A 19,955-nucleotide genomic window follows, 5' to 3' on the forward strand; every position below is an offset into this window, starting at 1 on the left:
GCGGCACAGAAGCTACGCCCTCACAAACCCCTCACTCGCCCTCAGCAGGTTGCGCGTATAGTCCTCGCTGACCCGGTGGCCGATCAACTGGCTCGCGGTCAGCGTCTCCACTGCCTCGCCATTCTGCATCACCATCAGCCGCTCGCACATATGGGTGATGATGGCGAGGTCGTGGCTGACCATCAGGAAGGTCAGCTTGCGCCGCCGCCGCACCTCTTCGAGCAGGTTCAGCACCTCCGCCTGCACCGAGGCGTCGAGCGCCGAGGTCGGCTCGTCGAGGAGCAGGATCGAGGGTTCGAGGATCAGCGCGCGGGCGATGGCGACGCGCTGGCGCTGGCCGCCGGAGAGCTGGTGCGCGTAGCGGAAGCGAAAACCATTGCCGAGACCGACCTCGTCCAGCGCGCGTTCGATGCGCTTCTCGCCGTCGGCAAAGCCGTGGATGGCGAGCGGCTCCTGCAGCAGGCGGTCGACCGTCTGGCGCGGATGCAGCGAGCCGTAGGGGTCCTGGAAGACCATCTGCACCTCGCGGTAGAAGGCCTTGTCACGTTTCTTGCCCAGGGTCTTGCCGTTGACGGTGATGCTGCCTGAGGCGATCGGCGCCAGGCCGGCGATTGCCCTCAGAAGCGTCGATTTGCCGGAGCCGCTCTCGCCGACCAGCCCGTAGGACTCGCCTTCCCTGACCTCGAGGCTGACGCCCTTCAGCGCGCGAAAGCGATCGAAGATCACTTCCACTCCGTCGACGGAAAGCGCCGCGGTCATGCAGCCCACTCCGGCTTGCGGTCGAGCACCGGCAGCGGATGGCGCTCGAAGCCGATCCTCGGCATGCAGTTGAGCAGGCCGCGCGTATAGGGATGCCGGGCGTCGCGCAGCTCGGAAGCCTTGAGCTGCTCGACCACCTTGCCGGCATACATGACGATCACCCGGTCGCAGAAGGACGAGACCAGGCGCAGATCGTGCGAGATGAAGATCAGGCCCATGCCGCGCTCGGCGACCAGCCTGTCGAGGATGTTCAGCACGTCGAGCTGCACTGTGACGTCGAGCGCCGAGGTCGGCTCGTCGGCGATCATCAGCTCCGGCCCGGCGATCAGCATCATGGCGATCATGGCGCGCTGGCCCATGCCGCCTGACACCTCGTGGGGGTGGAGGTCGAAGACGCGTTTGGGATCGCGGATCTGCACCGCCTCCAGCATGGCCAGCGCCCGCTCGCGCGCTTCGGCCTTTGAGACGCGCTCATGCGTGCGCAGCGTCTCGACGATCTGGCGGCCGATGCTCATCACCGGGTCGAGCGAATATTTCGGATCCTGCAGGATCATGGCGATGCGGTTGCCGCGCAGCGCCCGGCGCTGGCGCGACGGTATGGAGAGCAGGTCGATGCCGTCAAAGCTGAGCTTCTTGGCCGAGACCTCGGCCTGCGGCGCGGTCAGGCCCATGATGGCGCGGCCGGTCTGCGATTTGCCGGAACCGCTCTCGCCGACGATGCCCAGCCGCTCGCGGCCGAGCGAGAAGGTGACGCCGCGCACCGCCTGGACCAGGCCGGTGCGGGTCGGGAAGGTGACCCGCAAATCTTCGACGTCGAGGAGTGGCCCCTTTGACTGCGCGCTCATTGGTCGCCGCTCCTCGGATCGAGCGCGTCGCGCAGGCCGTCGCCGAGCAGGTTGAAGCCGAGGCTGACGATAAGGATGGCGGCACCCGGTGCGGCGGCCACCCACCACTGGTCGAGGATGAAGCGCCGGCCTGACGCGATCATCGCGCCCCATTCGGGCAGCGGCGGCTGCGCGCCGAGGCCGAGGAAGCCGAGACCGGCGGCAGTCAGGATGATGCCGGCCATGTCGAGCGTCACCCGGATGATCAGCGAGGAGATACAGAGCGGCATGATGTGGCGCAGCACGATGCGGAACGGCGAGGCGCCCATCAGTTGCACCGCCTTGATGAAATCCGAATTGCGCACGGTCAGCGTCTCGGCGCGCGCGATGCGGGCGTAAGGCGGCCAGGAGGTGATGGCGATCGCCAGCACGGCGTTCTCGATGCCGGGGCCAAGCGCGGCGACGAAGGCCAGCGCCAGCACCAGCTTCGGGAAGGCGAGGAAGATGTCGGTGATGCGCATCAGGACGGCGTCGGTCCAGCCGCCGGCGTAGCCGGCGACCGTACCGACCAGAAGGCCGATCGGCGCAGCGATGACGGCGACGAGGATCACCACATAGAGCGTCCAGCGCGAGCCGTAGACGATGCGGGAGTAGATATCGCGACCGAGGTCGTCGGTGCCGAACCAGTGCGCGGCGCCGGGCGGCAGCAGGCGCGCATTCTTGAGGTCGCCGACGGTCGGCGAATAGGGCGCCAGCACGTCGGCGAAGGCGGCGACCACCAGCAGGGCGATGATGATCAGCAGGCCGAGAACCGCCAGCCGGTTGGCGGAGAAGCGCCGCCACGCCACATAGGCGCGGCCGAGCCTTGCCTGCATGCGCGAGGCCGGCCGCTCGCTGAGCAGCCATTCGCGACGGCTCTGGATGGTCTCGGCGCTCATGCAGCCTTGGTCCTCGGATCGAGCACGCGGTAGAGCAGGTCGGAGAGAAGATTGATGCCGATGAAGACCGAGCCGATGATGATGGTGCCGCCGAGCACGGCGTTCATGTCGGCGTTCTGCAGCGAATTGGTGATGTAGAGGCCGATGCCCGGCCAGGAGAACACGGTCTCGGTCAGCACCGAGCCTTCGAGCAGGCTGGCATAGGAAAGCGCGATCACCGTCACCATCGGAACCGCTGCGTTGCGCAGCGCGTGGCCCCAGATGATGCGCGTTTCCGACAGGCCCTTGGCGCGCGCCGCGACGATATATTCCTGCGCCAGTTCGTTCAGCATGAAGGAGCGGGTCATGCGGCTAATATAGGCGAGCGCGAAATAGCCGAGCAGCGAGGCCGGCAGGATGATGTGGCGGAAGGCGTCGTAGAAGACATCCCATTGCCCCTGCATCGCCGCGTCGAGGAGGTAGAAGCCGGTGATCGGCGTGAAGGTGTATTCGTAGACGACGTCGAGCCGCGCAGGAAAGGCCACCCATTGCAGCTTGGCGTAGAACAGGACGAGGCCGAGCAGTCCCAGCCAGAAGATCGGCACGGAATAGCCGATCAGTCCGATAATACGCACGATCTGGTCGATGAGACTGCCCCGCTTCACCGCTGCCAGTACGCCGAGCGGCACGCCGATGACGGCGCCGATGATCGTGCCCAGCGTCGCCAATTCGATGGTCGCCGGGAAGACGCGGCGAATGTCGGACATCACCGGATTTGTGGTCAGCACCGATGTGCCGAAATCGCCGCTGAGGGCGCTTTTGACATAGATGAAGAACTGCTCGATCAACGGCAAATCGAGGCCCATCTCGCGACGCGTGCGCTCGACGACGGCGGTGGGAGCCCGGTCGCCGAGCACGGCCAGAACCGGATCGATCGGAATGACGCGGCCGATAAAGAAGGTAACCGCAAGAAGACCGAGATAGGTCGTCACCGCGATCACCAGGAAACGGCCGAGCGACGACAAAACGGCTCGGGCGCTGCCGCGCCCCGCCGCCGCCTGGGTTTCAGCCGCGCTCACGCGGCGTCCGCCGACACTATTCCTTCGAGACTGCGCCGACGAAATTGGTGTCGAAGCTCGGGCCGAGCGCGAAGCCCTTGATGCTCTTGCGCAGACCAGCCACTTCCAGTTGCTGGTGGATGATGACGAAGGGGCTGGTGTCGACGATCTTCTTCTGCAGGTCCTTGTACATATCTGCGCGCTTGCCCGAATCCTTCTCCAGAAGTGCTGCCTCAGTCTCCTTGGTCAGGTCCGGAATGTCCCAGGCATTACGCCAGGCGAGCGTCTTGATCTTGGCCGCGTCGGAATTGTCCGGGTTCGAGGCGAAGGTCTGGGCGTTGGAGTTCGGATCGAAATAGTCCTGGCCCCACTGGCCGATATAGATGTCATGGTTGCGGGCGCGATACTTGGTCAGCGTCTGCTTGCCGTCGCCCGGAATAATCTCAAGCTTGATGCCAACCTGACCCAGCGTCTGCTGGATCGACTCGGCCATGCCTGTCTCCGGCTGTTTGCTGCGCACGTCCATGGTCACGCTGAAGCCGTCCGGCAGGCCCGCCTTGGCCAGGAGTTCCTTGGCCTTGGCGACATCGAGCTTGAACGGATTGTCGTCGATGGCGCCGAGGTCGCCCTTGGGCAGGAAGGACTGGTGGATCTCGCCGATGCCCTTGAGGATGGTCGAGCTCAGGGCATCGTAGTCGACCAGATATTTGAACGCCTGGCGAACCTCCGGCTTGGCGAGGTTCGGATTCTTCTGGTTGAGGCTGATGTAATAGACCGTGCCCTTGGGCGCGCTGGTGGTGGTGAGGTCGGCGTTCTTGGCGACGGCGTCGAGGTCGTTCGGCTCGAGGTTGCGGGCGACGTCGATATCGCCGGCCTCGAGCGCCAGACGTTGCGCCGCGCTTTCCTTCATGTAGCGGTAGATGACGCGGGCGAGCTTGGCCTTCTCGCCATTGTAGTTGTCGTTGCGCTCCAGAACGACGGCCTCGTTGGCGCGCCATTCACGCAGCTTGAACTGGCCGGAGCCGGCGTAGCCGGTCTTCAGCCAGGCATTGCCGAAATCATTGTCCCATTTGTAGTCGGCGCTCGGCGTGACCGCCGCGACATGTTCCTTGACCAGCTTGGCATCGACCACCGACGCGACCGTTGCCGACAGGCAGTTGAGGACGAAGCTTGGCGCATAGGCCTTGTCGACGACGAACTGGAAGGTGGTGTCGTCGACGGCCTTGGCCTTTTCGGTGACGTTATCGCCGCTGATGCCGAACTGGTTGATGATGAAGGCCGGGCTCTTGTCCAGCTTAATGGCGCGCTCGAATGAATAGGCGACGTCGGCAGCAGTGATCGGGTTGCCGGAGGCGAACTTCATGCCGGGCTTGAGTTTGAAGGTATAGGTCAAGCCGTCATCGGAAACGGCCCAGCTCTCGGCAAGATCGCCCTTGACCTTGGAGGTGTCGCCGAGGTCGAGGCGGACCAGCAGGTCATAGGTGTTGCCGGTGACCTCGGCGGTCGACAGTTCGAACGCCTCGCCCGGATCCATGGTGATGATGTCGTCGAACGCGAAACCTTCGACCAGCGTGTCGGCGGGCGTCACGGCGAAGGCGGGCGCGGCGAGCAGCGCAGACATCGCCACACCCGCAAGCAAGCTACGCAGAGCAAACTTTTCCAGCATCATGGTGATCGTTCCCTGTTCTGTTGGTTGTTGACCTGAGTTCCCGGCTCAGGATTGCGAAATTCTTTTCTAGGTCGCGCGTTTTCCGGGCGCTACCGTCCTGTTTTTTGTCCAGTTGGTCAACACCATATCGGGCGGTGCCGAAGCCCGCAACGCGCATTTGCGGACCTCTCTATTGGACCAGAACGGGTGGTGGCCGGGCGACGCATGAGCCGGCCAATTGGCGCCGCCAAGGGGGAAAATCTTGCTATTTTTGCCGCTACTTCAGCGCGGCGACCAGGGCGGCGTCGGGGAAGCAGGTGGCGGCGCGACCGTTCTTTGCCTGCCAGTCGCCGATCGAGCGGCGCGTCTTGAAGCCCGGCAGGCCATCGGCGCTGCCGACGTCGTAGCCCTTGGCCTCCAGCGCCCGCTGCAGGGCGGCGATGTCGGAGCGGTGGAGGTCGCCGACCGGCCCCCAGTTTGCGGTAAAGGTGGCATCCCCCCTGGCGATGCGGTCGGCGGCATGGCCGATGAACAACGCGTAGAGGTCGCTGGTGTTGTATTCTTTGAGCACATAGAAATTCGGCGTGACAATGAAAGCCGGTCCGCTGCGGCCGGCCGGCATCAGAAGTAAGCCTTCGGCCTTGAGCTCGCTTGCCTGGAACGCCTTGTTGTCAGCGCGCCTTATGCCCATCGCCACCCAGTCGGCAATCTTCTTGCCCTGGTCGGGCCCTTCGAGCGAGCAGGATACTTTGGCAGGCACGATCACCTCGGTTCCCCAGCCGCGACCCCTCACCCAGCCATAGTGGACGAGATAGTTGGCGATCGAGGCAAGCACATCCGGCGTCGAATTCCAGATGTCGGGCCGGCCGTCGCCGTCGAAGTCGACGGCATGCTTGAGGAAGGAGGTCGGCATGAATTGCGGCTGGCCGAGCGCGCCCGCCCAGGACGATTTCATGGCGTTGACCGGCGCCAGCCCACGCTCGACGATCGCCAATGCCGCCAGCACCTCGGTGCGGAAGAAATCCTTCTTGGTCGACATGAAGGCCTTGGTGCCCAGCACCTCGAAGGCGTCATAGGGCATCTTGGCCGCGCCGAAGCCGGTCTCGCGGCCCCAGATCGCCAGAAGCACCTCGCCCGGCACGCCGTAGCGTTTCTCGATCAGCCCCAGCACCCTCGCATTGGCGCCCTCGCGGGTCCGTCCGCCGGCGGTGACGGCGCGAACAATCTTCTCGGCGAAATAGGCGCCGGGCGGCCCGAACTCGGCCTGGTGCTGCTTCTCGGGCGGCGTCGGCTTCTCGCCGGGCATGACGAGGTCGGGCAGCTTCAGGTTCGGCTTCACGCCGATGAAGGCCTCGTCGAAGGTTTTCCTGGAGATGCCCTTGGCCTTGGCTTCCGGCCAGAGGTCGCTCTGCAGCCAGGAGCGAAACTGGTCGTCGACGGACGCGGCGCGGGTTGGGAGGGTGAGGAAGAGGCTGAGCAGTGCGAGCAGAAGAAATACGAAGCTGTACTTGGAAAAGCCGCGTTCTGTCGCCCCCCTCTCTGTCCTGCCGGACATCTCCCCCTCAAGGGGGGAGATTGGCTGTCGGTTCGGCTTTCGCCAATCACCAGCGCGGGGAAGAGGACGCGGCCGATGAAGCTGCCAATCTCCCCCCTTGAGGGGGAGATGTCCGGCAGGACAGAGGGGGGTGCCTGGCACGAGCTTCGAAGGATGCATTTCAGTCATAGCGCGCATCCTCGGGTACATCATCTCAAAACGCTGTTCTTGACCGCAGCGCGGCGGCCAGCGTGCCTTCGTCGAGATAGTCGAGCTCGCCGCCGACCGGAACGCCATGCGCGAGCCTTGTCATCTTGACCTCGAAGCCGGAGAGCTGGTCGGTCAGGTAGTGCGCCGTGGTCTGGCCTTCGACCGTGGCGTTGACGGCGAGGATCACCTCCTTGACCTCGCCGCCGGCGACCCGGTCGACCAGCGAGCGGATGTTGAGCTGGTCGGGGCCGATGCCGTCGAGCGGCGACAGCGTGCCGCCGAGCACGTGGTAGCGCACATTCATCGCCGCCGCGCGCTCCAGCGCCCAGAGGTCCGAGACGTCCTCGACGACGATCAGCGTGCCGGCATCGCGGCGCGGATCGGTGCAGATCATGCAGGGGTCGGAGGTGTCGACATTGCCGCAGGTCGAGCAGATGCGCACCTTGTCTACCGCCTCGCCCATGGCAGCGGCGAGCGGCTCAAGCAGCTGCTCCTTCTTCTTGATCAGATGGAGCGCGGCGCGCCTGGCCGAACGCGGCCCCAACCCCGGCACCTTGGCCAGGAGCTGGATCAGGCGTTCGATCTCTGGACCGGCGATTCGTTTCGACATCGCACTGATCTAGGATTTTTCAGAGCGGTTTGGAACATGCATCAGCGGGAATGATCCGCCATGCTGCCAGGCGGACCATCGATTGCCGGTCAGATCAGTAGGCTTCGAGCGGCCGGCTCTGGCTGACGATCATTGCGCCGATGGCATCGGTGTTCTCGGGCGTCGACTGGAAACCCATCGCGGCTTCCTGCGGCGCGCTCGGCACCGAGGTGATGTAGCGGTTGTTCAGGGCGCCGCCGAAACGTGAAGCATCCGGCTCCGCCATCGGCTCCTGCATCGCCACCACAACCGGTTTCGCCGCGACGCGGCCCGCCTTCGCCGCAGGCGCAATGGCGGCGGTCACATAGGTTTGCTCGGCAGCACCGGCTCGGTTCGTTGCCGTCCGGGCCGCGGACGCGGGCTCCACGGCAGCGGTCATCAAGGCCTGCTTGGCCGGATCCGGATGGACAATCGTCTTGACCACCGGCTCGGCGGACGCGACCAGCACCGGGGCGGCGGCAGGCGCCGGCTGCCTTGGCGTGGCCGAGGCCATGGCGATCATCGGCTCGTCCGGCAGCGGCTGCCAGTTGCGGCCGCGCTTCTCGTAGAAGGCGTTGCCGCCGGCGACCATCGTGTAGTGCATGTTCTTGTAAGGGAAGCGCAGGCCGGCGGTGTGGAAGAACATGGTGTTCTTCAGCTTGGCGTTGCGCTCGCCCTTGAGCACGGCGTCGGCGGCCTCCTCGACATCGGGCATCGCCCTGGAATTCATCGGCCGCGTCATCACGCCGGGCGCGAACTGGCCCCTCTCGCCGACGACCTCGCAGATCGTGCTGCCGTGCTGACCCGAGCGCAGCCGGTTCATGACGACCGTGCCGACGGCGATCATGCCGTCGCGGCTCGACCGGTTGGATTCGAAGAACATCGCCCTTTGAAGGCATTCCCTGTCCTTGGGGGTGGCGCCGTAGGAGCGCGAGCTCAGGAAACTCGGCGTGATGGCATCGGTCAGCTTGGCCACCGACATGCCGTGCGAAGTGGTCTGGCTGCAGCCGGCCAGAAGCAAGGGGGAAGTGACGATGCCGAGGAACAGCAGCGGCGTCTTCCATCGCGTCGCGATCAACAAAAAAGCCTCATTTCCAGATGCCAGCCCGCCCCGAGATGTGGCAAGAATGAGACTCTTAAAGGCAAAAAGATGGCTAAAGGATTAGCATTCGTGCAGCATAGGTAAAACTTTATGAATGGCTGGAAACGACCGCGTGAACAAAGCCGGGGAATGTCTTAACAACTGCCCCGGCGTCCGATTTCCGTTCATAATCAATTAACTGGAGGCAGCCGGCTCAGAACGGCAATTTCATTCCGGGCGGGATCGGCAAGCCTGCCGTGAGCGCCTTGGTCTTTTCCTGCATGACCTGCTCGACCTTATTTTTGGCGTCATTGTGGGCGGCGAGAATGAGGTCCTCGACGATCTCGGCCTCATCCTCCTTGAGCAGCGACGGATCGATCTTCAGCACCTTCATCTCGAACTTGCCGGTCAGCGTCACGCTGACCAGGCCGCCGCCCGCCTGCCCGGTGGCTTCGAGCGTGGCGATCTCATCCTGCATGGCCTGGAACTTGGCCTGCATTTCCTTCGCCTTGCCCATCAGGCCGAGAAGATCCTTCATCCAAATGTCCTCTTCAGTTCATTGTTGGAGCATGATCTTGTCCGAAAACCGGTTTCCACTATTCGGGATCATGCTCTAGATTTCGTCGTCATCCGCCGCTGGCTCGACCGCCAGGTCGGCCTCGGCCTCTTCCACTTCCGGCACGTCCGGAATCCGCACATCGATGATCTTGGCGCCGGGGAAGCGGGCAAGGATGGCGGCGACCGTCGGGTCGCTCTTGGCATCAAGGAAGGCGATCTCGCGCTTCGTCGTTTCCATCTCCGCCAGCGTCTGCCCGCCATCTTCCTTCGACAGCGAGACCAGCCAGTTGCGGCCGGTCCAGGCACGCAACTTGGCGGTCAGGTCGTTGAGCAGCATCTTCGGCGCATCTTCGGTCAGGCTGACGTCGAGGCGGCCGGGCTCGATGCGCACCGGCCGCACGCAGCGCTTGATCAACACCTTGAAGGCGATGTCGCGATTGGCATCGGCAAGGGCGGCAATGTCGGCCAAGGACTTCACCGGCACAGCAGGCGTTTCGACGACCGGTTCCGGCGCCGCGACAAAGGCCGCGGGCACGGGCTGGGTTTCGACCAGCCGCATCGTCTGCGCGCCGCCACCGGCGGACGGCATGCGCGCCTGCGCCACAGCGCTGGCGCCGCCATTGCCGGGGCTTGCCGGCGCCCCGTTGGCGCGCGGCGCGCCATTCGGAACCGGCGAAGCGCCCTCCAGCGATTTCAGCGCCTCGTCCAGTGTCGGCAGGTCGGCGGCATGGGCGAGGCGGATCAGCACCATCTCGGCGGCGCTCACCGGCCGGTTGGAGGACTGCACTTCGGGGATGCCCTTCAGCAGCATCTGCCATGTCCTGGACAGCACGCGCACCGACAGGGCGCTGGCGAAATCGCCGCCGCGCCGGCGCTCATCCTCGGAGAGCGAGGCATCGTCGGCAGCCGTCGGCACGAAGCGCAGCCTGGTGACGAGGTGGTTGAATTCGGCAAGGTCGGTGAGCACCGCGGCCGGATCAGCGCCGGTGTCGTACTGGGCGCGGAATTCGGCCAGGGCCGCCGCGACGTCGCCCTTCATGACATGCTCGAACAGGTCGACGATGCGGGCGCGGTCGGCGAGGCCGAGCATGGCGCGCACGGCCTCGGCGCTGACCGTGCCGCTGCCATGGGCGATCGCCTGATCGAGGATGGAGAGCGAATCGCGCGCCGAGCCTTCGGCGGCGCGCGCGATCATCGCCAGCGCGTCGTCGTCGACCGAAATGCCCTCCTTGGCGGCGATCGCCGACAGATGCGCGACCAGCGCGCCGGCATCGATGCGCCTCAGATCAAAGCGCTGGCAGCGCGACAGGACCGTGATCGGCACCTTGCGGATCTCGGTGGTGGCGAAGATGAATTTGACGTGCGGCGGCGGCTCTTCCAGCGTCTTCAACAGGCCGTTGAAGGCCTGGGTGGAGAGCATGTGCACTTCGTCGATGATGTAGACCTTGTAGCGGGCCGAGACCGGCGCGTAGCGCACGCGCTCGATGATGTCCCTGATGTCGTCGATGCCGGTGTGCGAGGCGGCATCCATCTCGATGACGTCGACATGGCGGCCCTCCATGATCGCCTGGCAATGCTCGCCTGGGATCGACAGATCGACCGAAGGCTGGTCGACGGTGGCGGTCTTGTAGTTCAGCGCCCTGGCCAGGATGCGCGCCGTGGTCGTCTTGCCGACACCGCGCACACCGGTCAGCATCCAGGCCTGGGCGATGCGCCCGGAGGCGAAGGCGTTGGTCAGCGTGCGGACCATCGGCTCCTGGCCGATCAGCTCGGAGAAATTCGAGGGGCGGTATTTGCGCGCCAGAACGCGATAGGCGCCTGCCTTATCCGTCCCCAAGTTTCCGGCTTCGCTCATTCGCCGTCAAAGCTCCCAGGACCGCGACGGAAGGCGGCCGATACCTGCGCATAGTTTCGCCCGCACGGCTTGGCGCCGTCAATGTCGCGAGAGAAAGGCGAAGAGGCGGGAGGCTGGAACAATGACCCGTTCCGGGCTCGTTAGGGCTGCTTCCTTCCGGACCTGACCCGGTTGGCGAGTGGATCGTCCACCACCAACCTCCCGCGCTCCATATCGGCAATTCGGCGATGAAATGCAAGGGCAGACCTGATTGAGCAGCCCAAACCGGATGTGCCGCGGGGCAGCAAGACCTTCAAATCCGCAATATCGGCCAATGATTCGCTTGCAGCCCCATTGCAGCCGCTCTAGCGTTCATGGCTCAAAAGACGCTGCAATGCCCACAAAAGTGAAGGAAACGCCAATGCTGCCGGGCCTCAAGGCCGGATTCACGCTCGACGCCAGGCTGGAGGCGGACAGCGAGCAGCTGATGTGGCTCGGCCTGTGCGAACTCAGGCTGATGAACGATTGCCGCTGGCCATGGCTCATCCTGGTGCCGCAGCGGCCGGGCGTGGAGGAAATCCATGACCTGACGCCGCTCGACCAGGCGATGCTGACCTTCGAGACCAACATGGTGGCGCAGGCGCTGAAGAAGGCGACAGGCTGCACCAAGATCAATACCGGCGCGCTGGGCAACATCGTGCGCCAGCTGCACATCCATGTCATCGCCCGTTCGGAGGGCGATGCGGCCTGGCCAGGGCCGGTCTGGGGGCATGGCCTGCGCGAGCCCTACAGCAGTTCCGAGATCCGGCGGTTTGCCGAAACGATCAAGGCGGCGCTATAAGCTGACCTCGTGTCCATCCCCGAAGCCCTGAGTCCCCATGACCTTCCGCCTGTTTGACGCGCCCTTGCGGGAGCCGAGCCAATTCGTCGGCTTCGCCGGCAACACGATCGACCGGCAGTCGGAGACGCGCGCCGACGACTCCGTCGAACAGGCGCTCGCCGATGCCGCGACGCGGCTTCTCTTGATGCATGGCGGCCGGCTCTACCTGAAACTCGACGCCGACAACTTCGACCCCTGGTTCGCGGCACCGGAAAGCCAGCCGTTCAAGGTCGCGCTCGACCAGGGTGTGCTGCTCGGCTTTTCCGACGCCGGCCCGGTGCTGGCGGTGCCGGCGGGCATCGAGCCGGAAGAGCTTCCCGAGACCGTCAAAGCGATCGACTACCGCTCCGTCTATATGCAGGGCCTGATCGACGAGGCGGCGGCCGGCGCGCTGGCGCAAGGGGCGGCTCTTCTTGCCTGGCATGCCAGCCACGCCTTCTGCTCGAAATGCGGCCACCGTTCGGAAATGCGCGCCGGCGGCTACAGGCGGCACTGCCCGGCCTGCGGCACCGATCACTTCCCGCGCACCGACCCGGTGGCGATCATGCTGACGGTGACGGCGGACAAATGCCTGCTCGGGCGCGGCCGGCATTTTGGGCCCGGCATGTATTCAGCACTTGCCGGCTTCATCGAGCCCGGCGAAACGATCGAGGCGGCGGTGCGCCGCGAAACGCTGGAGGAGGCCGGCATCCGGCTCGGCCGCGTCGTCTACCACGCCAGCCAACCGTGGCCGTTCCCCTATTCGCTGATGATCGGCTGCTTCGGCGAGCCGCTCAACGACGACATCCAGGCCGATCTCAACGAGCTGGAGGACTGCCGCTGGTTCTCGCGCGACGAGGTGCGCCTGATGCTCGACAGGACGCATGCCGATGGCTTGATCACGCCGCCCAAGGGGGCCATCGCGCATCACCTCATCCGCGCCTGGGTCGACAGCGAATAGGAGCAGAAGAATGATCCGTCACACCGTCGTGTTCACGCTGAAGCATCCCTTGCAGTCGCTGGAAACGAAGCGCTTCCTGCACGACGCCAAAAAGATCCTCACCGGGATCAAGGGCGTCACGCATTTCGAGCAGTTGCGGCAGGTGAGCCCGAAGAACGACTACCAGTTCGGCTTCTCGATGGAGTTCGCCGACCAGGCGGCCTATACCCGCTACAACGAACATCCCGACCATGTCGCCTTCGTCCGCGACCGCTGGGTGCCCGAGATCGAGAGATTTCTCGAAATCGATTATGTGCCGCTTGGCTTTGGCTGAGATTGGATCGAGCGCCAACGTCTGAGATTGGCCCGGACCTTCGTGAGGTCGTCATCCCAGGCGAAGCGACGCACCAAAGGGCACAGCGGAGCAGAATTCTGCACCGTGGGCGGCGCTCGACCGCAACGGCATGGATGCTCGGGTCTGCGCGCGTCGCTTCGCTCCTTGCTTCGCCCGTGGATGACGAAGCATAAGCGTCTCGCCTGACCTCGCAGGTGCAGCCAGCTAATCCGCGACCTTCCACTGCTCGCGCGACGCGCTTGCCGGATAGACGCCGAGGATGCGCATCTCGCGCGAGAAGAAGCGCAGCTCGTCGAGCGCCAGCTTGACCAGCGGATCGTCAGGATGGCCCTCGATGTCGGCGTAGAACAACGTCGCGGTGAAGGCGCCGAGCTGGTAGCTCTCCAGCTTGGTCATGTTGATGCCGTTGGTGGCGAAGCCACCCATCGCCTTGTAGAGCGCGGCCGGCACGTTGCGGACGCGGAAGATGAAGGTGGTCATCATCTTGGCATCGGCAGACGGCCGCTCGGCCCACTGCTTGTTCTTGGTCAAAACGACGAAGCGGGTGACGTTGGAGTCGGTGTCCTCGACGTTCTTCTCGATGATGTCGAGGCCGTAAAGCTCGGCGGCGAGTGCCGGCGCCAGCGCCGCCATGGTGCGATCCTTGACCTCGGAGACCATCTTCGCCGAGCCCGCCGTGTCGCCGGCGACCACCGGCTTCCAGCCGTTCTTGCGGATGTATTTGCGGCACTGGCCGAGCGCATGAATGTGGCTGTGCACGGTCTTGATCTCTTCGCGCTTCACCCCCGGCAGCACCATCAGTTGGAAATGGATCGGCAGGAAATATTCGCCGACGATGTGCAGCCGCGATTCCGGCAGCAGGTGATGGATGTCGGCGACGCGCCCGGCAATGGTGTTCTCGATCGGGATCATGGCGAGCTCGGCCTTGCCGGTCTCGACCGCGTTGAAGGCATCCTCGAAGGTCGGGCACGGCAACGGCTCCATCGACGGGAACATGTTGCGGCAGGCGGTGTCGGAATTGGCGCCCGGTTCGCCCTGGAAGGATATTCTGTTGGTCTTTTCAGGCATGCCCAATATCTCAGTTTGAAAGGATTTCCCTGGCGCGCTCCAGGTCGTCGGGCGTGTCGACGCCGAGCGGCACGGACTGCACGATCTCGGCATCGATGCGCATGCCGGCCTCCAGCGCCCGCAGCTGTTCCAGCCGCTCGCGTCGTTCCAGCGGCGACGGCTTCAGCGCGACGAAGCGCTCGAGCGCGGCTCGCCGATAGGCGTAGAGGCCGATATGGTGATAGAGCGGCCCCTCGCCCCAGGGCGCGGTGGCGCGGGTGAAATAGAGCGCCCTGAGCCGTGTCGCAGACAGCGGCGAACCGACGATCTTGACGACGTTCGGATTGGTCTTCTCCTCGTCGCGGACGATCTCGACGCCGAGCGTGGCGATGTCGACCGATTTATCCTCGAGCGGCCTCAGCGACGCGCCGATGATCTGGGGATCGATGGTCGGCAGGTCGCCCTGCACGTTGACGATGGTTTCGACCTTTTTCTCCGGATCGAGCGCATTCAGCGCCTCGAAAATGCGGTCGGAGCCGGACTGGTGATCGTCACGCGTCATCACGGCCTCAAAGCCGTGCGCGCGCACCGCTTCCGCCACCGCCTCGGTGTCTGTCGCCACCACGACCCGGCCAAGCCCGGCCTCGGCGCCGCGGCGGGCGACATGGACGATCATCGGCACGCCAGAAATGTCGGCCAGCGGCTTGCCCGGCAGGCGGGTCGAGGCCATGCGGGCCGGGATAAGGATGAGCGTGGACATCGGTGCGACGGGGCGTTGGAAAAGGGGGCTGGCGAAAGTGGCAAAAGGTCTCACTGGAAGCGCCCTTATAGGTGTTGCAACGCCGGAGCAAAAGACCTAGTTTCCGCCCGATTTGATCGGCCTGAGAGGTCGGTTCGGGATACCGACGGACGGAGTGGACGGATCGGTCCGCCGGAAAAGGGAGCAAGGGGCGTATGGATTCCAACGAAGTCAACAAGCTGCTCGCCGGTCTCCTTGGCACCGTCTTCGTCGTCTTTTCGGTCGGCATCGTGTCCGACGCACTGTTTGCCTCGCCCGCACCCGAGAAGCCCGGCTTCGCCATCGAGGCGGCAGAGCCCGCCGAAGGCGGCCCGGCCGCCCCGGCCGCTGAAGCCAAGCCGATCGCCGACCTGCTCGCCACCGCCAATGTCGAGGCGGGCGCGGCCGTGTTCAAGAAATGCCAGGCCTGCCATTCCGGCGAGAAGGGCGGCCCGAACAAGGTCGGCCCCGATCTCTGGGACATCGTCGACCGTCCCGTCGCCGAGCATGAGGGCTTCGCCTATTCGGCCGGCATGAAGGATTTTTCCAAGGGCGGCGCCGAGAAGTGGACCTACGACAACCTCAACCACTTCATCACTTCGCCGAAGAAGTTCGTGAAGGGCACGGCGATGGGTTTTGCCGGCCTGCCGAAGGACGAGGACCGTGCCAACGTGATCGCCTATCTGCGCACGCTGTCGGACAGCCCCAAGCCGTTGCCGGCGCCGGGCGCTGCGGCCGAAGCCAAGCCTGCTGAAGGTGCCGCGCCGGCCAAGCCGGCCGAGGGCGCAGCCCCCGCCAAGCCGGCGGCACCCGCTCAATAAACAATTTGTCATAAGACATCCTCAGAAAAGCCGGGTTCGTCCCGGCTTTTCTGTTAGGAAAACCGCATGTGTGGCGACAAAGCCTGCGCATTGCGGTTTTCACGGTCGTCAAATGATCTAGATTGCCGGTGGGGATTGTTCGCTAGAGGAGAACGCATGACGGTTGGCCGAACTGTTCTCAAATCCGCACTGATCGCGGCCGCCCTTGCCGGCAGCCTGCAGGCCGGCTTCGCGGATGAATGGCGCACCACCTCCTCGCTGATCGGCGACTCCAAATACGGCGACAACTTCCAGCACTACGACTACGTCAATCCGGACGCGCCGAAGGGCGGCACCTACAATTCCGTCGTTCTCGGCACCTTCGACAGCTTCAACCCCTACATCGTGCAGGGCTCGCCGGCCGCGGGGCTGGTCGGCTTCGGTGGCGGGCTGCTCTACGACACGCTGATGGAGCAGTCGACCGACGAAGGCAGCACCAGCCATCCGCTGATCGCGGACGCTTACAAATATCCGGCCGACTATTCCTCGGCGACCTACCGGCTGGACCCGAGGGCAAGATGGCATGACGGCCAGCCGATCACCACCGACGACGTGATCTGGTCGTTCCAGGTGCTGAAGGCCAACAGCCCGCAATACAGCCGCTATTTCGAGAACGTTACCGACGCCGTCGCCATCTCGGACCGCGAGGTCGAGTTCCATTTCAACCAGAAGGGCAATCGCGAGCTGCCGAAGATCATCGGCGACCTCGCCGTGCTGCCGAAGCACTGGTGGGAAGGCACCGACGCCAACGGCAAGAAGCGCGATGTCACCAGACCGACGCTGGAACCGCCGCTCGGCTCGGCCGCCTACAAGATCGCCAGCTTCAAGCCGGGTTCGGAAATCGTCTGGCAGCGCGTGCCGGACTATTGGGCCGCCAAGCTGCCGGTGAAGATCGGCCGCGAGAATTTCGATACGCAGCGTTTCACCTACATCCTCGATGACAATGCCGCCTGGCAGGCCTTCACAAAAGGCGGACTTGACGACATCAAGCCGGAAAACAGCTCGAAGCGCTGGAAGACGTTCTATAATTTCCCGGCGATCCAGGCCGGCGACGTCATCAAACAGGAGTTCAAGACCACCTCACCCGAGCCGATGCAGGCCTTCATGCTGAACCAGCGGCGTCCCCTGTTTGGGGATCGCCTGGTGCGCGAGGGACTGACCTATCCGTTCGATTTCGAGACGATGAACCGCACGCTTTTCTATGGTTTCAACACCCGCACGCAGAGCTATTTCCAGGGCACGGAACTGGCATCCAGCGGCCTGCCGCAGGGCAAGGAGCTGGAAATCCTGGAAAAGTACCGCGACAAGCTGCCATCCGAGCTCTTCACGCAGGAATTCAAGCTGCCGGTCTATGATACCCCTCAGGCCGAGCGGAAATATCTGAAGCAGGCGGTCGAGCTGTTCGCCAAGGCCGGCTGGGTCATCAAGGGCGGCAAGATGGTGAATGCCAAGACCGGCGCGCCATTCAAATTCGAGATCCTCGGCTGGAACGATACCGACCAGGTCATCGCCAGTCCCTGGATCGCCAATCTGCGTAAGATCGGTGTCGATGCGACGCTGCGCATCATCGACCAGACCCAGTATGTCAACCGCGTCAACAATTTCGATTACGACGTCATCATAGGTCAGCTCGGGCAGTCTGAATCGCCCGGCAACGAGCAGCGCGACTTCTGGAGCTCGAAGGCCGCCGACAAGCCTGGGTCGCGCAACTATGCCGGCATCAAGGATCCGGTCGTCGACGCGCTCGTCGACCGCATCATCTTCGCCACCGACCGCGACGACCTCGTCGCCGCCACCCACGCGCTCGACCGGGTGCTGCTGTGGAACTTCTATGTGGTGCCGCAATACTACCGCGCCGTGCTGTGGCTCGCCTACTGGAACAAGTTCGGCATCCCGGAAAAGCAGCCGACCTATAGCGGCGCCGACCAGAGTTCCTGGTGGATCGACCCGGCGAAGGAAAAGGCGCTGGCCGCCAAATACAAGAGCAGCAATTGATGGGTCGACAACCGACGATGGCGCTCTCCCGCCGCGATGTCCTGGCGCTCGGCGCCGCCGCCACGGCCGCCGCGCTATTACCCGGCCGCGCCTTCGCCGCCACTCCGACGGGCGTGAAACTGCACGGACTGTCGGCGTTCGGCGACTTGAAATACAAGCCGGATTTCGCGCATTTCGACTACGTTAACATCGACGCGCCGCAAGGCGGCACATTCAACTTCTCGCCGCCCAACTGGGGCTACAACCAGAGCCCGCAGACCTTCAACACGCTGAACTCCTACACGCCCAAGGGCGATTCGCCGCCCCGCATGGGCCTGTGCTTCGATTCGCTGATGACCAGGGCGCTGGACGAGCCGGACGCCGTCTACGGCCTGATTGCCGACGGCGTGACGATTGCGGACGACCGCAACAGCTTCACCTTTTCGCTGAGGCCCGAGGCGCGCTTCCATGACGGCACGCCGCTGACCGCCGAGGACGCGGCCTTCTCCTTGAAGCTGTTCAAAGAAAGGGGCCATCCCGACCTGTCGCTGTCGCTAGCCCATCTCGAGGATGCGGTCGCCGTCGATCCGCGCACGCTCAGGCTGAGTTTCTCCGGCAAGCAATCCGCCCGCACCATCCTCAACATCGTCGAATTCCCGATCCTGTCGAAGGCCTTCTATACCGCCAACCCATTCGATTCCTCGCAACTCAACCCGCCGCTCGGATGCGGCGCCTACAAGGTCGGCCGCTGGTCGGCCGGGGCCTGGATCGAATTTGAGCGGGTGGCCGACTATTGGGGCAAGGATCTTCCGGCCAATCGTGGCCAGAACAATTTCGAGCGCATCCGCATCGAATTCTACCAGGATCGCACCGCCGGCTTCGAAGCCTTCAAGAAGGGCGAGATCCTCTACAGGGAGGAGTTCACTTCGCGGGTCTGGGCGACGGCTTACGACTTTCCGGCCTTCACCGCCGGCAAGGTGGTCAAGCACGAATTCCCGGCCGAGGCCTTGCCCTCGATGCAGGCCACCGCCGTCAACCAGCGGCGTGAGCAGTTTCGCGACCCGCGCGTGCGGCAAGCGATCGGGCTCTGCTTCGACTTCGAATGGACGCGGCGCAACTTCTTCTACGGCTCCTACGAGCGCTCGCAATCGTGCTTCGAGAAATCGGACTTTCGCGCGCAAGGCACGCCTTCGCCCGAGGAGCTTGCCCTGCTGGAGCCGCTGCGCGACCAGCTGCCGCCGGAGACCTTCGGCGAGGCGGTGACGCAACCCGCCTCGGACGGTTCGGGGCGCGACCGCAAGATGCTGGGCAAGGCGGCCAAGCTGCTCGCCGAGGCCGGCTGGAAGCGGTCCGGCGATTTCGTCGTCAACGACAAGGGCGGACGGCTGGCGGCCGAGTTCCTGGTCGATGACGAAACCTTCGTCCAGGTCTATTCGCCCTGGATCGCCAACATGAAGGCGGTGGGCATCGACGCCACGATCAGGCTGGTCGATTCGGCGCAGTATGAGCTCAGGCAGTCGACCTTCGATTTCGATCTGTTGTCAGCCGCCTTCTCCTTTTCGGCGACTCCGACCCGCGACGATGTCGAGATCTTCTTCCATTCGAGCACGGCGACGGTCACCGGCTCGCGCAACCTGCCGGGCATAGCAAGCCCGGCGATCGACGCTCTGATCGACGCCGTCGGCGCCGCCAAGGACCGCGAAAGCCTGACCGTTGCGATGCGGGCGCTCGATCGGGCCTTGCGCGCGCGGCGCGATTGGATTCCAAGTTGGTTCCTGGCGAATCACCGAAGCGCCTATTGGGACATGTTCGGCTTTCCCGAGCAGAAACCCGATTTCGGCTTTCCGGTCGAAACGCTGTGGTGGGTCGACAAGGGCAAGGCGGCAAAGATTGGCAAAGGGTGAATTTCTTGCGGGCGTTGGCGCCGCCCCTCACCTGCCTGCCGGCATCCTCTCCCCGTATAGTAACGGGGAGAGGGAGGCCTTCACCAATGGTTTCGCCAATCGCAAGCGTCGCAGCGAAAGCGCCGAGATTGGGGCCAGCCCCTTTCTCCCCGTCTCTATACGGGGAGAAATGTCCGGCAGGACAATG

General features: G+C 64.3%; 18 protein-coding genes and 1 other RNA gene. 6 read left to right on the plus strand and 13 right to left on the minus strand.

The genetic code is table 11. The features are described from left to right. Positions 1–12 precede the first annotated feature (12 nt). The 11 genes from PU724_RS08805 to ffs form a co-directional block, all read right to left on the minus strand. Positions 13–759: an ABC transporter ATP-binding protein gene (locus tag PU724_RS08805; RefSeq protein ID WP_320255356.1), complete on the minus strand. Its 747-nt coding sequence runs from the start codon at positions 757–759 to the stop codon at positions 13–15. After that, on the minus strand, positions 756–1,604 hold the full coding sequence (locus tag PU724_RS08810; RefSeq protein WP_354420222.1) for an ABC transporter ATP-binding protein: 849 nt from the start codon (positions 1,602–1,604) through the stop codon (positions 756–758). Before PU724_RS08810 ends, PU724_RS08805 begins: the two co-directional genes overlap by 4 nt. After that, positions 1,601–2,521 (minus strand): nickel transporter permease, encoded by a 921-nt coding sequence (gene nikC, locus PU724_RS08815; RefSeq protein ID WP_354420223.1) that lies wholly within the window; start codon positions 2,519–2,521, stop codon positions 1,601–1,603. The genes PU724_RS08810 and nikC overlap by 4 nt, the downstream gene beginning before the upstream one ends. Then, on the minus strand, positions 2,518–3,579 hold the full coding sequence (locus tag PU724_RS08820; protein WP_354420224.1) for an ABC transporter permease: 1,062 nt from the start codon (positions 3,577–3,579) through the stop codon (positions 2,518–2,520). Before PU724_RS08820 ends, nikC begins: the two co-directional genes overlap by 4 nt. Positions 3,580–3,595: 16 nt before the next feature. Next, on the minus strand, positions 3,596–5,227 hold the full coding sequence (locus tag PU724_RS08825; protein ID WP_354420225.1) for an ABC transporter substrate-binding protein: 1,632 nt from the start codon (positions 5,225–5,227) through the stop codon (positions 3,596–3,598). A 256-nt stretch (positions 5,228–5,483) separates the two neighbouring features. Further along, positions 5,484–6,761, minus strand: a complete 1,278-nt coding sequence (locus PU724_RS08830; protein WP_354420226.1) for a lytic murein transglycosylase — start codon at positions 6,759–6,761, stop codon at positions 5,484–5,486. A 193-nt stretch (positions 6,762–6,954) separates the two neighbouring features. Beyond that, entirely contained in the window at positions 6,955–7,560 is a 606-nt protein-coding gene (recR, locus tag PU724_RS08835; RefSeq protein ID WP_354420227.1) for a recombination mediator RecR, read from the minus strand. Between the two features lie 94 nt (positions 7,561–7,654). Further along, entirely contained in the window at positions 7,655–8,656 is a 1,002-nt protein-coding gene (locus PU724_RS08840; protein WP_354420228.1) for a cell wall hydrolase, read from the minus strand. Between the two features lie 217 nt (positions 8,657–8,873). Continuing rightward, positions 8,874–9,197: a YbaB/EbfC family nucleoid-associated protein gene (locus PU724_RS08845; protein ID WP_127310768.1), complete on the minus strand. Its 324-nt coding sequence runs from the start codon at positions 9,195–9,197 to the stop codon at positions 8,874–8,876. A 75-nt stretch (positions 9,198–9,272) separates the two neighbouring features. Then, on the minus strand, positions 9,273–11,072 hold the full coding sequence (locus PU724_RS08850) for a DNA polymerase III subunit gamma/tau (RefSeq protein ID WP_354420229.1): 1,800 nt from the start codon (positions 11,070–11,072) through the stop codon (positions 9,273–9,275). Positions 11,073–11,177: 105 nt separating this feature from the next. Further along, positions 11,178–11,274: signal recognition particle sRNA small type (gene ffs / locus PU724_RS08855), an RNA gene on the minus strand. Between the two features lie 198 nt (positions 11,275–11,472). Here ffs and PU724_RS08860 point away from each other — a divergent pair. From PU724_RS08860 to PU724_RS08870, 3 genes are read left to right on the plus strand one after another with little or no spacing between them, the layout of a single operon-like run. After that, positions 11,473–11,892 (plus strand): HIT domain-containing protein, encoded by a 420-nt coding sequence (locus PU724_RS08860; protein WP_127285627.1) that lies wholly within the window; start codon positions 11,473–11,475, stop codon positions 11,890–11,892. Between the two features lie 37 nt (positions 11,893–11,929). Then, entirely contained in the window at positions 11,930–12,871 is a 942-nt protein-coding gene (gene nudC, locus PU724_RS08865; protein ID WP_354420230.1) for an NAD(+) diphosphatase, read from the plus strand. 10 nt (positions 12,872–12,881) lie between these two features. Continuing rightward, the gene (locus tag PU724_RS08870) at positions 12,882–13,184 is read left to right on the plus strand and encodes a Dabb family protein (protein WP_354420231.1); all 303 of its coding nucleotides are present in this window, start codon (positions 12,882–12,884) and stop codon (positions 13,182–13,184) included. A gap of 225 nt (positions 13,185–13,409) precedes the next feature. On the opposite strand, the gene PU724_RS08875 is transcribed toward PU724_RS08870, so the two are convergent. Further along, positions 13,410–14,273: a prephenate dehydratase gene (locus PU724_RS08875; RefSeq protein ID WP_320319750.1), complete on the minus strand. Its 864-nt coding sequence runs from the start codon at positions 14,271–14,273 to the stop codon at positions 13,410–13,412. 10 nt (positions 14,274–14,283) lie between these two features. After that, positions 14,284–15,012 (minus strand): 3-deoxy-manno-octulosonate cytidylyltransferase, encoded by a 729-nt coding sequence (locus PU724_RS08880; RefSeq protein ID WP_354420232.1) that lies wholly within the window; start codon positions 15,010–15,012, stop codon positions 14,284–14,286. A 194-nt stretch (positions 15,013–15,206) separates the two neighbouring features. Here PU724_RS08880 and PU724_RS08885 point away from each other — a divergent pair, with 194 nt between their 5' ends. The 3 genes from PU724_RS08885 (at position 15,207) to PU724_RS08895 (ending at position 19,768) form a co-directional block, all read left to right on the plus strand. Continuing rightward, positions 15,207–15,851 (plus strand): c-type cytochrome, encoded by a 645-nt coding sequence (locus PU724_RS08885; protein ID WP_127310765.1) that lies wholly within the window; start codon positions 15,207–15,209, stop codon positions 15,849–15,851. 156 nt (positions 15,852–16,007) lie between these two features. Then, positions 16,008–17,885, plus strand: a complete 1,878-nt coding sequence (locus tag PU724_RS08890; RefSeq protein ID WP_127391805.1) for an extracellular solute-binding protein — start codon at positions 16,008–16,010, stop codon at positions 17,883–17,885. After that, positions 17,885–19,768 (plus strand): extracellular solute-binding protein, encoded by a 1,884-nt coding sequence (locus PU724_RS08895; RefSeq protein WP_354420233.1) that lies wholly within the window; start codon positions 17,885–17,887, stop codon positions 19,766–19,768. Before PU724_RS08890 ends, PU724_RS08895 begins: the two co-directional genes overlap by 1 nt. Positions 19,769–19,955 lie beyond the last annotated feature (187 nt).

The organism is Mesorhizobium abyssinicae (assembly GCF_049887195.1).
GTDB classification, from domain to species: domain Bacteria; phylum Pseudomonadota; class Alphaproteobacteria; order Rhizobiales; family Rhizobiaceae; genus Mesorhizobium; species Mesorhizobium abyssinicae.

Excerpts from the sequence above, each read along its gene's own strand:
- PU724_RS08805 (WP_320255356.1), bottom strand. The coding sequence starts at position 759 with ATGACCGCGGCGCTTTCCGTCGACGGAGTGGAAGTGATCTTCGATCGC.
- PU724_RS08810 (WP_354420222.1), bottom strand. The coding sequence starts at position 1,604 with ATGAGCGCGCAGTCAAAGGGGCCACTCCTCGACGTCGAAGATTTGCGG.
- nikC (WP_354420223.1), bottom strand. The coding sequence starts at position 2,521 with ATGAGCGCCGAGACCATCCAGAGCCGTCGCGAATGGCTGCTCAGCGAG.
- PU724_RS08825 (WP_354420225.1), bottom strand. The coding sequence starts at position 5,227 with ATGATGCTGGAAAAGTTTGCTCTGCGTAGCTTGCTTGCGGGTGTGGCG.
- PU724_RS08830 (WP_354420226.1), bottom strand. The coding sequence starts at position 6,761 with ATGTCCGGCAGGACAGAGAGGGGGGCGACAGAACGCGGCTTTTCCAAG.
- recR (WP_354420227.1), bottom strand. The coding sequence starts at position 7,560 with ATGTCGAAACGAATCGCCGGTCCAGAGATCGAACGCCTGATCCAGCTC.
- PU724_RS08845 (WP_127310768.1), bottom strand. The coding sequence starts at position 9,197 with ATGAAGGATCTTCTCGGCCTGATGGGCAAGGCGAAGGAAATGCAGGCC.
- PU724_RS08850 (WP_354420229.1), bottom strand. The coding sequence starts at position 11,072 with ATGAGCGAAGCCGGAAACTTGGGGACGGATAAGGCAGGCGCCTATCGC.
- PU724_RS08860 (WP_127285627.1), top strand. The coding sequence starts at position 11,473 with ATGCTGCCGGGCCTCAAGGCCGGATTCACGCTCGACGCCAGGCTGGAG.
- nudC (WP_354420230.1), top strand. The coding sequence starts at position 11,930 with ATGACCTTCCGCCTGTTTGACGCGCCCTTGCGGGAGCCGAGCCAATTC.
- PU724_RS08870 (WP_354420231.1), top strand. The coding sequence starts at position 12,882 with ATGATCCGTCACACCGTCGTGTTCACGCTGAAGCATCCCTTGCAGTCG.
- PU724_RS08875 (WP_320319750.1), bottom strand. The coding sequence starts at position 14,273 with ATGCCTGAAAAGACCAACAGAATATCCTTCCAGGGCGAACCGGGCGCC.
- PU724_RS08880 (WP_354420232.1), bottom strand. The coding sequence starts at position 15,012 with ATGTCCACGCTCATCCTTATCCCGGCCCGCATGGCCTCGACCCGCCTG.
- PU724_RS08885 (WP_127310765.1), top strand. The coding sequence starts at position 15,207 with ATGGATTCCAACGAAGTCAACAAGCTGCTCGCCGGTCTCCTTGGCACC.
- PU724_RS08890 (WP_127391805.1), top strand. The coding sequence starts at position 16,008 with ATGACGGTTGGCCGAACTGTTCTCAAATCCGCACTGATCGCGGCCGCC.
- PU724_RS08895 (WP_354420233.1), top strand. The coding sequence starts at position 17,885 with ATGGGTCGACAACCGACGATGGCGCTCTCCCGCCGCGATGTCCTGGCG.